Origin of the sequence: Sphingobacterium sp. SGR-19, from assembly GCF_011043555.1 — a bacterium.
In the GTDB taxonomy this organism is placed as follows: Bacteria; Bacteroidota; Bacteroidia; order Sphingobacteriales; family Sphingobacteriaceae; genus Sphingobacterium.
This window is the reverse complement of the sequence record NZ_JAAKGS010000010.1, coordinates 112,787-128,222: the sequence shown is the minus strand read 5'-3', so window position 1 is coordinate 128,222 and position 15,436 is coordinate 112,787. Positions and strand designations below refer to the sequence as shown.

Sequence of the window (15,436 nt, the reverse complement as noted above, 5' to 3'; positions counted from 1 at the left end):
GATGGTTTCGTCTGCATATTTTTTTCTCCTTTGTTGCTGGTGGAATTGATGTGTAGATAAATGTACGGAAAAGAGAGCAAAAATAAAAGAAATTAGAATGGATAACCGATGGCTAAATTAAACACAACGTTTTCGCGTCTCCATTGCCTGTCTCTAAAATCAATGTATTTGAATACCCAACGATCTCCCGGATCCCGATACGGTACACGTACGGGTATAGCGAAATCTGTCCGGACAATCAAGAAATCCAGATCAAGACGTAGTCCCAGACCTGCACCTACGGCTAGTTCTTTGTAAAAATCTTTGGACAATTTTCCGCCAGGTTTGTTCTCGTCTTCACGCTGTAGCCATATATTCCCTGCATCGATGAACGCAGCCCAATGTAACATGCCGGCTATCTGCGCTCGGTATTCCGTGTTAAGCTCCAATTTGAAATCACCGGTCTGGTCGGCAAAGAAATTGTTTTCACCTAGGTTTTCAGGATAAGCTGATCCGGGCCCAACTGCTCTAGCGCGATAAGCACGTAGTCCATTGGGACCGCCGGAGAAAAATTGTTTTAAATAGGGGAGGGAGCGGGAATTTCCATACGAATGACTCATACCCACCATTATCCTGGAGGCAAGTTGGGAATTAGCTGTCAATTTCATATAGTGACGAAAATCAGCTTCCGCTTTGACAAATTGTGCGTATGGTGTTCCAAAAATTTCTTTTGCGCCCTCGTCATAATTTGCTCCTTGAATTAATCCTAATATATTGCCAGAAGTATTTAAGCCCGCTTTTGCATAAAAGGTATGTTTACGTTCTGCGTCCATCGAGTTCGTATATGTATAATTATAGTTAGGGCCAAAAGAAAATTGAGGGTCAACAATATGACGTAGAGTCGGAACAGTATCCATTTGTGCCCGATAGTCGTCCGAAATATTACGCGGTTGCACATAGATAATTTCAGCTAGGGCTAAGTCGTGCTGTTTCTGTTCATTTTCTTTCCAGTTATAACCATAATTAATAGACAGTGAATTGAGCGTGTATGCATTTCTCCGATTTAAAAACTCATAACCTACTTTTGTATATGTTTTAGGTATATACCGTCGCGCAGGAGCCCATTTATAGGGCGATAATAAACGTGGCCACACCACGCCTACTTCTGCTCCATAACGTATGTAACTGGAGTTCAGGTTGACACTGCCGCCTGTCTGGGTTTCGTAGCCGCCGAACAAGGTCAAATTTAATGTTTCGAAACCCTTAAATGCGTTACGCAATGTCCAATTAATATTTGCTTCTGTACCGTTGTAAACAGACGCCGTTTTCCCTAGTACCTCAAAACGAATCGTTTTGCGTTGCATAGGCGTGAGGTGATAGTAAACATCCAAGGTATTCGCAGAGTCCGGGCTATCGACGAATGTGTTTTTTACAAACTTAAATGCATTCAAATTTACCAAATGACTGATCGTTAGGTTGTGATCCCACCGGTTGTACATCTGTCCAGTATTAAAAAAAATATGGTTAGCCAGTACCTTCTTTCGGTATGTGTTTTCCGGATCGATGATATAATACCTATCGTCAAATAACTGGGCACGTCGAGGGCGTCTTAATTGGAGTCCTCCCGAAGTTTGCTCGTAATTGGGGTAGATATAAACATTTCCTATCTTTTGTGGCTGTCGAGCTTTTTGCGGCGTTTCCGGTTTCAGGGTGACATACATATCGACTTCGTGACTTCCTTTGCTGCTATCGACTTCTAGCAAGATGTTATCCGGAGAAAAGTAATAATAACCCTTGTTTTTCAGGTCGTTGTCAATGCGATCCCGCTCATTTAGGATAACATCAAGGTTATAATTGCTCTTTGGCTTTAACAATGTGTGTTGCTTGGTGCTTAAAATATCCCTACCAAGCTGTTTAGTCGAATCCACTTCAAAGTCGATCTTTGCAATGCGGTAGATACTGCCGGGAAATGCGTCATAGGTCACTTCTGCAAATTTACCATCTATTGTCGTATCGGAAGTGACATAAGCGTTGAAGAAACCAAGATTCTCCATCCGGCTGCGTAGAAGTGTTTCGTTATATTCACGGTTTACATCGCTAAGAAGAACTGGCTCTTCGCCCTGTTTTTTTAACCACCTTTTGATAAAGCTATTGGTCGAATCCGGCCCGCCACCCATATTATAGAGTCCGAGTTTATAACGGACACCTAAGATTTTTTTATTAGGCTTGGGACGTAGCATGTCCTCGAGATGAGCTTCAAATGCCTCTTTCCTATCTGTGGGTATACTATCTTGATGAATCGCCACATGCCCTTTATTATAGAGCTTTTCGTCTTCTGCAAGATATTTCGTAGGATTACAGCTTGCTGCAAAAATTAGCGAAATCATACCTGCCACAATAATATGTCGGTTAGTTTTCATGTGGCCCCCTTTCTTCTTCATCGTCTCTGACGGTATCTGGTGTCCCATCTACGTTTGTATTCGTTGAATCTTTGTGTTCACGTTCTGTTTCTTTTTCTTCCTGTTCGTCTAGCTCTTCCCTGCGAATAACGCGTTGTGTAGAATCTGTCCGTGCATCAGTCGTTGAACTGTCTGTGTGGTTTTCTTGACGTTTTAACTGTTCGTCTTTTTGACGTTCCTCGAAACGTTTACGAAATTCGGGGCTGTTTTTCATCAGGCTATCCCGGATGACTATGCGGACGCTGTCTCGATACACCGAGTCAGATTCCATGCGCTCCACATCGAAACGGCGACGGAACCCCTTGCTATCGGTATTATAATATTGCTCCAATGCCCGCGAACTCATAAACAATTCCTTGAATTTATCATAACTCATCGTGATAATGAAACCAATACCCGTTTCGACGAATTGTCCCTGTAGTGTCGCTTGATATTGATTTTTTCGGTATACACGTGCGAAGTAACGCCCATCTTTCGAAAGTTGATAATCTAAGGAAATATCACCGGCTATATTGGATGCTTTTTCGCCCGGACGCGTATTCCCTTCCACTTCAAAGTTAGAACCGATCGTAATCTTTAAGCGATCATCAAATAGCATTTTGGAGACCCCGACATTTAGGTCTGTTCGTGTTTGGGCATTTCCAGATAGATAATCTTCTTCTGATTGCAAGTTGAAGTCTAGTTCCACACCTTTAATTAGATCGGAAGCCAGGTTGTTTAGCTGACTCGTTAAAAATGAACTAACCGTACTGCGCGCCATACCTTCGGCTCCGCCACCACCTGAAAGACTTTCAAATGGGTTGGCCGACATAAACCGACCCAGTGCAATCAATGAGAACACCTGTTTGTTTAGTTCGGCGGGATCTTCGCGTATGCTCGCCAATGCGATATTTACTTTACTTACGACATCTTGTGAAACAATGGCGTTATTTTCATCTAAATCAATGTCAAAATTGATTTCTGGTTTGAAAAGCTCTCCTGTTAGGATAAGTTTTACGTCAAAAGGAATACGTTGTTTATACAGATTTTGACTCTCTGCTCCAATTTGAGATTGTACTAATTCCAGTGTAGCAAAACGATTCCTGTAGATAGCCGTAATATCCAAACGTGCATCGAGTGGATCACCGTTCCACGTGATAGTACTTCCTTTTTGGAAGATAAATGGCCTAGAAATAGGACCTAATGAAAATGTATAGTCCCCTTTTTCTACGGTATACGTTCCCGACATCGTAATCTTATCGCTGGCATCGATAGTCGCATTTAGTTCCGCTACTCCTTGTATGTTAAGTGCATCCTTTGTCCCTTCGTCCAATATCACTTTAAACTTCGCCTCTCGGTCGGTGGAGAGATTGAGAGCGATATCCATTCCGGATAGTTGGCTTGCGGTGGTCATGGAGTCAAGTCTAGCAAAGATATTCCTTGCTGCGGTATCGCTACGGTTCACAAACTTAACTACACCATCTCTCTGTGCAACACCCGGGTCGTCATTAGGTACGACAAATACAAAGTCGGTATTCTCATTGACCATAATACTACCATCGACGCGTGGCTGATCCAAATTACCTCGGATACGAAGATTAGATGTCAGATACAGCTTCCCGAAGAATAAATCGTTGTCTTCTCTTGTAGAATTGACCGCAGCGAAATCGTTCATGTTCAGATTTAAATTGAAGTCAAAATCGGTATAGGTAGTCGTGGCTATAGAACCGTTTAACAAGGTAGAGTTACCACGCAAGTCTTTGATCTCAAATTTTCTGAATTGTATACCCTTATCATTGAAATGTATCGTCTGATTGTCCATAAGGAAATCGGCGTTCAACATGGCGACATTCAGCCTGCTGTTTTGGAATGTGAGTCCACCATTGATTTTCGGTGCATCTACCGTGCCGGATATTTTCAAGTCACCAGTTAAGTCTCCTGCACAATCCTCCAGATAACCTAAACTAAATGCCTGAATGGTCGTCATCTTCATGGGTTTCAGAGAGAGGGTAGCACTCAACGTAGCAGGTCCATCAGGCGGACTGATGAAATCACCTAACAACTGTACATCATTACCGTTACCTTCAATTTTCACATCGGCAGAGAACGTGTTCTCCTTTATGTTATCGACTTTGACCAAAATATTTCCTACGGTATCCTTTCCGAAATAAAATCTATCGATGGTTAAGTCAGAAATAAATACGGGATTACTCTCCAGTCGAGATATGGTAGCTGTACCGTTGACACCACCCCCGATATTTAACATCTCCGATTCTAGCATCTGTGTAAAGGTCTCAATTCTAAAGTTGTTAAACGTAACATCAATAGGCGCATTTAGAGCAGAATCTTGGGATTGAATAAGAAGTTCCTGTCCATTATTCGTTAAGTGGAAGTTCTGGGCGTACACACCGCTCTCTCCAAAACTAATCGTATTCGTAGTATCGATGTTCCAATCTTCATAGTTTAATTTCAGTCCATCTTCATTCAAGCTGAAAATAAAATTATTCTCAGCAGCTCGTAGTTTCGCACCTAAATGATATTGCTCTTTATCATCTTCATCTTTTATCCAGAGCCCCAAATCGATATTATTTTCTACGATGCTACCACTCATCACGGTGTTATTCAATTCTATATTTCCCATTTCGATTTTGTGGATAAGCGCGGAATAATATAGTGTGCTGTCGAATGTTGTCAGGTCAAAACCAACGTCTTCTATCGACGTGCCCTCGTACACAATTTTTGGTGCAATGAGTTTAGCCATAAAATTTTGGGTAGCGCTATTAAATGTACCATCCAATGTGATATCACGCATTTCTTCCAAGCTAGGGAGGAAATTGCGGATAAAACGAGAGTGATTGAGTGTGGCACTAAATTCAAACTGTTGCGGATCATACGATGTAGTGTCCTTCGGTACGTTACCCGGATTGTAATATATCTGTATAATATCCTGTATGGCAGGGGGTAATGCCGTGAGTTGATATTTCCCCACCATATGGGCGCGGAGAAATTCTGATCTTAGGATCAACGTGTTTCTATTGGTATCCGCGGTTGCTTCCAAAGATATACTGTCTAATGTATAACGCGCGTCATTATAGGCAATAGAAGAGTTGGCGACAACGATCGAGCCATTCAGAAAATCAGGATCGGCGGTTTCAAAGTCGGCAATAATCTTTCCATGATATCGAAAATCATCCTCCATAAGCTTGAGATTTTGAAGATTTACGCTGTCGATCATAAGTGTCGCGCGTACTTTTGGATACATGTTGCGCATGTCGGCAGCAAAATCCATATGGAATTGTATGTTCGGATCAGGGCTATTCAGTGTACCCGCGATATCCCCGTCTTTGGCATCCACTTGCAATTGTATATCATGATAGGTGTACCCCATTGCGTCCAGATGGTTTAAACGACCATCTACCGACGCATTCATGTGTTTGGGATCTAATCCGGTTCCGACTACATTCGCTTCCGCAGATATAATTCCTAAAACAGAATCTTGATTTAAGATGTTTCCGATATTCAGATCGTCGATCGATACGTAAGCGTTGTAAGTGGTATCTGTCCCCATTTGCACGTTGCCATTCACTGTAGCGTTTCCTTTTTCCGTAACGAGGCTCATGTTGGCATCGAAACCGGCCATTCCTCCTTTGAATGTGCCCGACAGACTTACGGCGTTAGGAAGTTGTAAACTATCTGGCATCATGGATTTAGCGACTAAACGTTCTATATCCGCTCTGCCCGTCGTAAACTTTTTCAAATTCAAATCGATGTGGAGCTTGTCTGTATCGGGAAGTCCCTTAATAACAGCACTCGCTATCAAATGCGTACGATCTAGCGTTTTGAACTCCATGTTCGGAATAGTAAGATCATTCATCCGTCCTTTTACGCTTCCATTGATATAAAAGGAGCGCGCTAAGAGCGGTTTCATAACTTCCATCGTATCCAGATCCGGTACGAAATAGCGGATGTCGCTCATGTCCAGCGTGGACTGTTTGATACTGGCTTCTACCAGAACCTGGCTGGGGTTTTCTGTTAAAGCGTCCAGCGAAGGATAAGACAACTTAATATAATCCCGAATAGTAGTTTTTGGTGTCTGTGCGATAAAATTGCGGATTTCCACCCCTGTATTATGGTATACAAAATCTGCTTGCAGCTTTTTGATAGCAAACCCTGAATGGTCCGCCATGACTAAGTTTTTCAACGATCCGGAAATAGAATCGGTGGAGTAATATAGATCCTCTAATTCGCCAAGAAAGTCGCTGATTTTAATATTGAAATAATCAAAACCTTCCATGCGCGGCTGATTTTCATCTCTAAACCAAACATTAGTTTTATTGATCGCTAAGCGATCCGCCGAAACTATCCAATTTACCGAACTGCTGTCTGCAGAAGCTGTGGTATCGGCGCCTACGGTAGCGGTAGACGCTGTTTTTCCCATGAATACTTGTGCATCGGTTTCACCTAACGTAACATCACCTAAGCGGGCAATCTCTTTATTCAGGTCAAGTTCTTTGATATCCGCTGCCAATTTCTTGATTTCAAAATGGGTATCCATTGCGGAAGACGAATCCTGATAAGCTACAAAGATGTTGCTTAAGTCCATTTTTTTTATCTCGAGATCTGGGAGTAAGGAAGATTCCTCGACAGATGCATCTTTAATACCGAAATCTTCTGCCGACGGAGCTTCTGCTTCGGATGTCGGTGCCCACTGTTTAATCAGTGCCGTTAGCCCGTCCAATTTGATCTTTGGCATCGAAAATGCCATATTGTTAGATAGATCGAACTTTTTGACTTTTGTATCAAAGTGCTCTAGTCTTATATCGGCGCTGGTTCCGATAACTTTATCATTGTAAACAAAATGAATCCGTTCAAACAACACATCATTGATATCGAAAACGAGTGCTGAGGTAGTATCAGCATCTACAGTGCTTTCCTCTTCGGAAACAAAGGCTTCAACGATATAATCAAAGTTAAAGCTGCTATCGGGGAGTGTTCTGTTTATTTTTGCGGTAATGCCTTTTAGTTCTAGTTGTTGTACCTCAACGGTATTTTTCAATAGTTTGAACATATTGATGTCTACCAATAATTTTTCTCCAGCAATCAATGTATCTTGGGATTGGTCTTCAAAATAGACGTTCTCCAATACCAATTTTTTAGGAAACGTGATGTTGATGTATCCAATATCGACCGGTGTTCCGATCTTGTTTTCCAAATAATTCGTAACCTTGCCGACCACGTAGTTTTGAACCGCTGGCATTCGTATAAGTAAAATAATCAATAGCAGTAAGGCAATGATACTGCCGATAATCCACAATATTGTTTTTAAAGCTATTCGTCCGAATCGATTCAAGGTGATTTTCTGTTAAATTTGTACGCGACTTTTATTTGCAATCCTCTTTACCAACAAACGTAAAAAGAACAGAAATGTTTATTTCTAATTCTATTATTTACCGATATAAAGCGACGAACAAAGATAAGATTTGCGAACTATTAGCAATAGTAGAGTTTTAAAAAAACGTCGAATAATGAAATTAAAAAATCTAATTAATAGGTGATTATATCGAAAATTTCCAAAATCTTTCCTAATTATGTCACTAATGTTGTAGTTTAGTTTAATTATGAAGGTACTGATTGTTGAAGATGAAGCGGATCTTTGTGATGTGATGAAATCATTTCTTGAAGGCGAAAAATATATCGTAGAGACCGCCAGTGATTATGCCAGTGGCCTGGCTAAATTAGCTAATTATGATTACGACTGCGTACTGCTCGACATCATGCTACCCGGCGGGACAGGTATGCAATTGTTGTCCGAGCTAAGAAAATTTGGAAAGGTCGATTCGGTCATTATCGTTTCAGCCAAGGACTCCGTGGAGGATAAGGTTGAAGGATTGGAATTGGGAGCAGACGATTATTTAGCGAAACCTTTTCATCTTGCGGAGTTGCTTGCTCGTATCAAAACAATTATCCGCCGGAAAAGTCACCATGGTGAACAAGCTATTCAATTTAAAGATGTGAAATTGTTTCCGGAAGAACGTAAGGTTCTTGTTGGAACAGACGAGGTACAATTAAACCGAAAAGAATATGACTTGTTATACTATTTTATGATACGTCCTGAAAAACTGGTCACGAAGACATCGCTTGCAGAAGCTGTCTGGGGCGATGATGCCGACCAATCGGATAACCTTGATTTTATCTATTCACAAATAAAGAATTTACGACGAAAGCTTAAAAGCCATCAAGCAGAAGTGGATTTTCAAGCAGTCTATGGTGTAGGCTATAAATTGGTATAATACGATGCAGGTCTCTCTCAAGAATTATACTTTGCGTTATTTGAGCATCGCTTTCCTGATTATTATCACAATTTGGGCAGCGTTGTTTTACGCTTTTATCCTGGAAGAGGTGTACGACAATGTGGATGACGGGCTAAAAAACCAGAAGATATTGATTCTAAGAGAGGTTTATGAGCATCCAGAACTTCTGGAAACAAATAAATACGGCATTAACCAATTTCGAATTACACCCGTTGGTGATGAAGATGATTTTTCGGAGGAAAATTATCTAGACAATGAGTTTTTCTATATGCCCTATGACGATGAGATGGAGCCCTATCGGGTATTACGAACAGGGTTTTATGCACCCGATCAAAAACCGTATCATTTGGAAATTCGTACATCCACGGTTGAAGAAGACGATTTAATCCTGAACCTAACCACGGCACTTATTGTATTGTACTTAGTTCTGGTATTGGGTGTATATTTAATTAATGAACTGGTTCTTCGCCGAGCTTGGCGTCCGTTTCGAATTATTTTGGAGAATTTGAATCTCTATCGCTTCGGAAAAAAGGAGGATTTACAGCCTGTGTCCACGAATATTGTCGAATTTAACCAATTAGATGAAGAGATTAATCGGATGTGGAAGCGAAATGAAGAGGTATTTGATGAACAAAAACGTTTTATTGAAAATGCTGCACATGAATTACAAACGCCTTTAGCTGTTACAATTAATAAACTGGAAATGTTGATGGAAGACGAATCGCTTACGGAAAGCCAACTGACACAATTGGCTAATTCGAAATCATCCTTGCGCCGGCTTGTAAATTTAAACAAAGCATTGTTAATGCTGTCGAGAATTGAAAATAAACAATATAAGGACGTTAAACGGATTAGCTTAAATCATATAATAGAAGAGATTAGTAGCGATTTTCAAGATTTTTTATCGTTTAAAGATATAACATTGGAAATAGAAACACATGGAAATTTTGATGTATCGATGAACAAAGATTTGGCGGTTGTGCTGATCTCTAATTTGTTCCGAAATGCTATACGGTATAATATTAAAGGAGGAAAGATAATCGTAAATATACGTCAAAACCATCTCTTGGTAGCGAATACAGGCAATCAAGTTATACTAAACCGAGAGAAGATTTTTAACCGTTTTCATAAAGGCACGCAAGATAGCCAGTCAAATGGACTTGGGCTCGCCATCGTGAAGTCTATTGTCGATACTTATCCTGAACTATCTATCGATTATCGATTCGAGAAAAATATGCATGTTTTTTCTTTGGAAAAAATAAGATAAAAAACCTTCCTTCGTTCCCAAATCTTTCCCAAATCAAATAGAATTTTTGTAATACTAAAAGAAGGTATTAAAATGAAAACGCTATTAAAAATAACCGGAATAGCATTGTTGCTATTTGCTGTAACAAGCGCTTCTGCACAGGATAAAGTTATATCGTTTGCGAAGCTACCGGCTAAAGCACAAACATTCGTGAAAAAGCATTTTTCAGAAAAAAATGTGGTTACAGTTAAGATGGATACAGAGTATCTTATTAAAAAAGAATACGAAGTGATCTTAAAAAATGGTTCAAAAATTGAATTTGACAATGATGGAGAATGGGAAAAGGTAGAGATGAAAGAGACAGCTGTGCCCGCTCAACTCGTGCCAGCTACAATTTCCCAATACATCCATAAAAGTTTTCCGAATACGTTCGTGAAAGAAGTGAAGAGGGGAAAAAACGGTTATCAGGTGGAGATTTCGAACGGACTTGATTTGGAGTTCTCAAAACAAGGCGAGTTTATAAGGGTTGATGATTAAAGATAATTAAGAACGCTGCATCCGTCTTTCCAATTGGCGGATGCGGTTCTTGTTTTTCTCGTCGACACGGGAGGCTACTGCCCATATTGCCGCAGGTAACCAACCGATCAATGTAAACTGCAAGAAAAGACAGATAAAGCCAATTAATATTTTTCCTCTCAAAAAGAATGATAACCAAGGGAATAGGACTGCGATCAATATCATAGCGTTGTTGTTTTAATGTTTTGTAAATTTACTTATTTTTAAGCACTCCAAAGATAGACCGTTTACCCATACCGATCCAGATACAATAGGCGTGCCCAATGCATTTCTCGGTAAATACAGTGTAGCAATCGGTAAAAAGATGTGAAAAATTAACACGATGAAGAAACTTTTATCGAGAATGATTGTTCTAGAGAAGAGCATGAATTTTACAATGAAAAAAGAGGGGTAAAACATCAAATGATTTAAATAATGGAAAGGGATTTTGACGCGCCTCAAGGAAGCCATGAAAGTATACCACAGGGAATGATACCAAATGAATCATTTCTGATGTTTATGGTAGGTTTTATTTTGTTTGTTTTTAAACTTTGTAAACCTTAGTACGCTATAGAGGCAACTAGCTAGCTCAAGGAAAGAAATTGATATCGTCCATGTGGATTGGCGTAGACTTGCATGCTTTTGCAAGTCTATTTTTATATCCGCTCCGGTATATGCAATATTAGACCAGTACCGAGGATTCGTACCTGAAGTTGGTTGTTCTGAAAGATATGCTCGTTTGCTTCTGCAAGCGCCCAGATCGGACTTTTACTCGTAGCCAACTCGTCATAGAATTTTGCAATCTTTCTGATCCTTCAGACGGAAGCAGGTTACTCGAAGCTGTATTGCAGGCAGAAAGAACAACTAATGGCGATTTGATATGATAATAACGGAGTTGATCGGCGGATATCGACTGATGAAGTTGTTGGATAGTATAAAAAAAACAGGAGATTCTACACCTCCTGTTTTATAGTTTGACCATGAATCCCACTTACGATTTTGGAAGTCTAGGGTCATTTACAAAATACTGAAATACATCTATATTCTTCTCCACTAACCATTCATAGATTTTTGCTCCATGACTTAACCGTTTTACACCCCATTGATGCAACGTGGTTAAGTCGGGTAGGGTGTCTGTTAAGAAAACATTGAGTGGAAGCTGGGTAGAAGAAACAATTTTCTGAATATCTTCTTTTGTTTCCACGAGGGGAATAAAGAGCCCGTCGGCACCAGCTTTCTCATATAGGGACAATCGGGTGATAGATTCTTCCAATGGTTGTGTATGTTCGGTTGTGTACGTATCAGCGCGAGCATTGATAAACATTTGGGGTGTATTGGCTTTGATCGCTTTGATTTTATTTGCCAACAATAGCGCATCCTGTAGCTTTCGTTCACCGTCAATGACCTTACCATCTTCCAGATTAATCCCTACTACACCGAGGTCGGCCAGTTGCTGAACATGTTTGGCAACGGTATCGGGATCATCGGAATACCCCGCTTCGAAGTCCACCGATACGGGAATATCAACGGCTTTCACAATACGTTCCACCATAAACAAGATTTCGTCTACCGATATCTGTTCGCCGTCTTCGTAGCCTAAAAGATTTGCAATAGCATGGCTGGAACTTCCTAGTGCTTTAAAGCCTGCATCTTGTGCTACTTTTGCGCTTTGTGCATCCCACACATTTCCTAGTACCAATATCTGATTTTCTTGATGAAGCTGTTTAAATGTAGTATATGACATAATCCTAATCCTATGTTTTACTAAAAGAACAGCAGAAAATGGGTTTGGTTTTTATTTACTGGATTTCATGGCTTTAACAAGTTTTAAATGCTTGTCGGTAATAAAATTTTTGTATTCGGATGTTTCCATACCATAAATAGCTATTTTACCTTGGTCATCACAATGTATACCAAAACCATATGTCTTGGTTAGGGGGGAAGCGCGGAAGCAAGGTTGCCCTTTGGAAAAGAATTGTTTCCGCGCCTGTTCATATTCTGCTTTGGTTAAATCGTTCCTATCCGCAAATACCTGGAACAGTACATCATCGGATGTGAATTTGTAGGGATTTTTCGCCAATATTTCATATTGCATTTCCGCAATTGTCTTTTTATTTTCCCTAGATGGCGGTATCGTTCCACAAGTTGCCTTCGTATCTTCCGCTACGGTAATGAAGGTGTCGATGTAGTTTGTTGTATGGGTTTTCATCATTATAAAGATAATACTACTACTCCAATCCCATTAAACTTTCTTCCAAAATCTTAATCTTTGTTTCGGCATCTGCTTTTTTATTGCGTTCGTTCTCCACGATTTCCGGTTTGGCATTCTGTACAAAACGCTCGTTTGATAATTTTTTGTCTACAGAAACTAAGAACCCTTGGAGATAAGCGATTTCCTTTGTAATTCGTTCACGTTCCGCTTCTACATCGATATTTCCCGTATCCAATTTGACATAACACTCGCTTTTTCCGGCGAGAAAGCTCAATGCACCCGTCACCTTTTCCTGTACAAAGGTGAGTTCCGAGATATTGGCTAATTTGATGATGCTATCTTGGTATTTTGTGAAATCTATCTCCGTAGCATTAATGGCTAGCGGAAGCGACGTTTTAGGCGACATCCCCTTGGAGTTTCGCACATTGCGTACCTCCGAAATGATTTGCTGTACCATGGTAAATTCCTTAATGATTTGTTCATCATAAGCTCGTACAGTGGGATATTGGGCCACGATAACACAATCTTTGGTGTCGCGTGAACCAAATAATTCATCATGCCACAGCTCTTCCGTCAAAAACGGCATGAACGGATGAGCTAATGTTAAAACTTTTTGGAAAAATTCTTTGACCGTTTCCAGTGTTTCTTTCTCGATAGGCGCTTGATAAGCCGGCTTTACTAACTCCAAATACCAAGCACAGAAGTCATCCCAAATCAACTTATAGGTTGTCATTAAGGCATCAGAAAGACGGTAGTTCGCAAAATGTTCATCTATTTCGGCCACCGCTTGGTTAAATCGGTTTTGAAACCATTGTGCGGCTGTTTTTTGCGCTGCGGTTGCTGGAGTATTAGTGCTTTCCCAACCTTTTACCAAACGGAAGGCATTCCAGATTTTGTTAGCAAAATTTCGACCTTGTTCGCAGTAAGCCACGTCAAACATGAGATCATTACCTGCAGGAGAGGAGAGAAGCATCCCTACACGTACCCCGTCGGTGCCATATTGTTCCATGAGCTCAATAGGGTCGGGTGAATTGCCCAGTGATTTAGACATTTTTCTTCCTAATTTATCACGAACAATCCCGGTAAGATATACATTACGGAACGGTGGTTTCTGTGTATAGTCATGTCCCATGATGATCATACGTGCCACCCAGAAAAATAGAATCTCCGGTGCGGTTACCAAATCATTGGTTGGATAATAATAGTTGAAATCTTCGTTTTCCGGATGGCGTACACCATCAAATACAGACATTGGCCATAAGGCTGATGAAAACCAGGTATCTAAAACATCATCCTCTTGACGGATACCGTTTACGGATTTGCCTTGTGCTTCCAATTCTTGCAGCGCTTCAGTCTCTGTCTTCGCAACTACCCATTCATTATTTTCATTGTACCAAGCGGGGATACGTTGACCCCACCACAATTGACGGGAAATACACCAGTCTTTTACATTTTCCATCCAGTGCTTGTATGAAGCAAAGAATTTTTCCGGAATCAGCTTTATTGTTCCATTTTCAACGTATTCCAAAGCCGGCTTCGCTAACGCATCCATTTTGCAAAACCATTGCATAGAGAGTTTTGGTTCTATAGCAGCATCCGTACGCTCCGAGAAACCAACCTGTGATTTGTAGTCTTCGATTTTCTCTATCTGACCGGCTTCTTCCAGCATTTTAACGACTTTCTTGCGGGCGATAAAGCGGTCCTCGCCAACGAGTATCTGTGCTTTTTCATTCAGTGTTCCATCATCGTTCAAAATATCGATAACCGGCAGATTATGCTTTTGTCCTAATTCATAGTCGTTCAAATCGTGAGCAGGTGTAACTTTTAGACAGCCCGTACCAAATTCCATTTCCACGTATTCGTCTTGGATAACAGGGATTTCACGATCGACTAACGGAACAAGGATGGTTTTTCCTTGGAGATGCTGGTAGCGTTCGTCGTTAGGGTTGATACAAATAGCGGTATCCGCCATGATCGTTTCGGGGCGAGTGGTCGCAATAATGATATGGTCTTTGCTATCTTGGACTTTATAACGAATGTAATATAATTTCTGATTAACTTCTTTACGGATCACCTCTTCGTCCGAAAGTGCAGTTTTTCCCTGCGGATCCCAATTGACCATCCGCACCCCACGATAGATATAACCGTCTTTGTAAAATTTAATAAACGTATCGATAACCGCTTCGGATAAATCTGGATCCATTGTAAATTTCGTGCGTTCCCAATCACAAGACGCCCCCAACTTTTCCAATTGCTTCAAAATGATACCACCGTATTTGTCCTTCCATTGCCAAGCTTGTTTTAAAAAATCCTCACGTGTCAACGATTTTTTGTCGATACCTTGTTCTTTAAGCATAGCAACCACTTTTGCTTCCGTAGCAATCGAAGCGTGATCTGTTCCTGGTACCCAACAGGCATTTTTGCCTTGCATACGCGCACGACGAATCAGTACATCTTGAATAGTGTTATTCAGCATGTGTCCCATATGCAGCACACCGGTAACATTCGGTGGCGGCATCACAATGGTATACGGTTCACGTTCATCAGGTGTCGAACGGAAAAAGTTATTCTCCATCCAATAAGAGTACCATTTTTCTTCCGCTTCTTTTGGGTTATAAGTTTTTGCTATGCTCATTATCGTAAATCGTTCAAAAATCGAAATGCAAAAATACAGAATTAGCCGCAATTGTGCGAA

At 40.6% G+C, this 15,436-nt stretch carries 9 protein-coding genes; 3 read left to right on the top strand and 6 right to left on the bottom strand.

Features of this window, described 5'->3' with window-relative positions; all coding sequences use genetic code 11:
* Nucleotides 1-92 precede the first annotated feature (92 nt).
* Nucleotides 93-2,420, bottom strand: coding sequence for a BamA/TamA family outer membrane protein (locus G5B43_RS16950; protein WP_165295990.1), 2,328 nt, complete (start codon nucleotides 2,418-2,420; stop codon nucleotides 93-95).
* Nucleotides 2,389-7,674, bottom strand: a complete 5,286-nt coding sequence (locus G5B43_RS16945; protein WP_240904902.1) for a translocation/assembly module TamB domain-containing protein — start codon at nucleotides 7,672-7,674, stop codon at nucleotides 2,389-2,391. The genes G5B43_RS16950 and G5B43_RS16945 overlap by 32 nt, the downstream gene beginning before the upstream one ends.
* 361 nt (nucleotides 7,675-8,035) lie before the next feature.
* On the opposite strand from G5B43_RS16945, the gene G5B43_RS16940 reads away from it, so the two are divergent.
* The 3 genes from G5B43_RS16940 (at nucleotide 8,036) to G5B43_RS16930 (ending at nucleotide 10,511) form a co-directional block, all read left to right on the top strand.
* Nucleotides 8,036-8,707: a response regulator transcription factor gene (locus tag G5B43_RS16940; protein ID WP_165295988.1), complete on the top strand. Its 672-nt coding sequence runs from the start codon at nucleotides 8,036-8,038 to the stop codon at nucleotides 8,705-8,707.
* Between the two features lie 4 nt (nucleotides 8,708-8,711).
* Nucleotides 8,712-9,995, top strand: a complete 1,284-nt coding sequence (locus G5B43_RS16935; RefSeq protein ID WP_165295987.1) for a sensor histidine kinase — start codon at nucleotides 8,712-8,714, stop codon at nucleotides 9,993-9,995.
* 72 nt (nucleotides 9,996-10,067) lie between these two features.
* Nucleotides 10,068-10,511, top strand: a complete 444-nt coding sequence (locus G5B43_RS16930; RefSeq protein ID WP_165295986.1) for a PepSY-like domain-containing protein — start codon at nucleotides 10,068-10,070, stop codon at nucleotides 10,509-10,511.
* 6 nt (nucleotides 10,512-10,517) lie between these two features.
* Here G5B43_RS16930 and G5B43_RS16925 read toward each other — a convergent pair whose 3' ends face one another.
* From G5B43_RS16925 to G5B43_RS16910, 4 genes are all read right to left on the bottom strand, one after another.
* Nucleotides 10,518-10,715 (bottom strand): YqaE/Pmp3 family membrane protein, encoded by a 198-nt coding sequence (locus tag G5B43_RS16925; RefSeq protein WP_165295985.1) that lies wholly within the window; start codon nucleotides 10,713-10,715, stop codon nucleotides 10,518-10,520.
* An 805-nt stretch (nucleotides 10,716-11,520) separates the two neighbouring features.
* Nucleotides 11,521-12,273, bottom strand: coding sequence for an isocitrate lyase/phosphoenolpyruvate mutase family protein (locus G5B43_RS16920; RefSeq protein ID WP_165295984.1), 753 nt, complete (start codon nucleotides 12,271-12,273; stop codon nucleotides 11,521-11,523).
* A gap of 51 nt (nucleotides 12,274-12,324) precedes the next feature.
* Entirely contained in the window at nucleotides 12,325-12,741 is a 417-nt protein-coding gene (locus G5B43_RS16915) for a DUF6157 family protein (RefSeq protein ID WP_240904901.1), read from the bottom strand.
* Nucleotides 12,742-12,757: 16 nt separating this feature from the next.
* The gene (locus G5B43_RS16910; RefSeq protein ID WP_165295983.1) at nucleotides 12,758-15,376 is read right to left on the bottom strand and encodes a valine--tRNA ligase; all 2,619 of its coding nucleotides are present in this window, start codon (nucleotides 15,374-15,376) and stop codon (nucleotides 12,758-12,760) included.
* Between the last annotated feature and the right edge of the window lie 60 nt (nucleotides 15,377-15,436).

What these genes read in the sequence shown, in the direction of transcription:
- G5B43_RS16950 (WP_165295990.1), bottom strand. Translation starts at nt 2,420, where the DNA reads ATGAAGAAGAAAGGGGGCCACATGAAAACTAACCGACATATTATTGTG.
- G5B43_RS16945 (WP_240904902.1), bottom strand. Translation starts at nt 7,674, where the DNA reads ATGCCAGCGGTTCAAAACTACGTGGTCGGCAAGGTTACGAATTATTTG.
- G5B43_RS16940 (WP_165295988.1), top strand. Translation starts at nt 8,036, where the DNA reads ATGAAGGTACTGATTGTTGAAGATGAAGCGGATCTTTGTGATGTGATG.
- G5B43_RS16935 (WP_165295987.1), top strand. Translation starts at nt 8,712, where the DNA reads ATGCAGGTCTCTCTCAAGAATTATACTTTGCGTTATTTGAGCATCGCT.
- G5B43_RS16930 (WP_165295986.1), top strand. Translation starts at nt 10,068, where the DNA reads ATGAAAACGCTATTAAAAATAACCGGAATAGCATTGTTGCTATTTGCT.
- G5B43_RS16925 (WP_165295985.1), bottom strand. Translation starts at nt 10,715, where the DNA reads ATGATATTGATCGCAGTCCTATTCCCTTGGTTATCATTCTTTTTGAGA.
- G5B43_RS16920 (WP_165295984.1), bottom strand. Translation starts at nt 12,273, where the DNA reads ATGTCATATACTACATTTAAACAGCTTCATCAAGAAAATCAGATATTG.
- G5B43_RS16915 (WP_240904901.1), bottom strand. Translation starts at nt 12,741, where the DNA reads ATGATGAAAACCCATACAACAAACTACATCGACACCTTCATTACCGTA.
- G5B43_RS16910 (WP_165295983.1), bottom strand. Translation starts at nt 15,376, where the DNA reads ATGAGCATAGCAAAAACTTATAACCCAAAAGAAGCGGAAGAAAAATGG.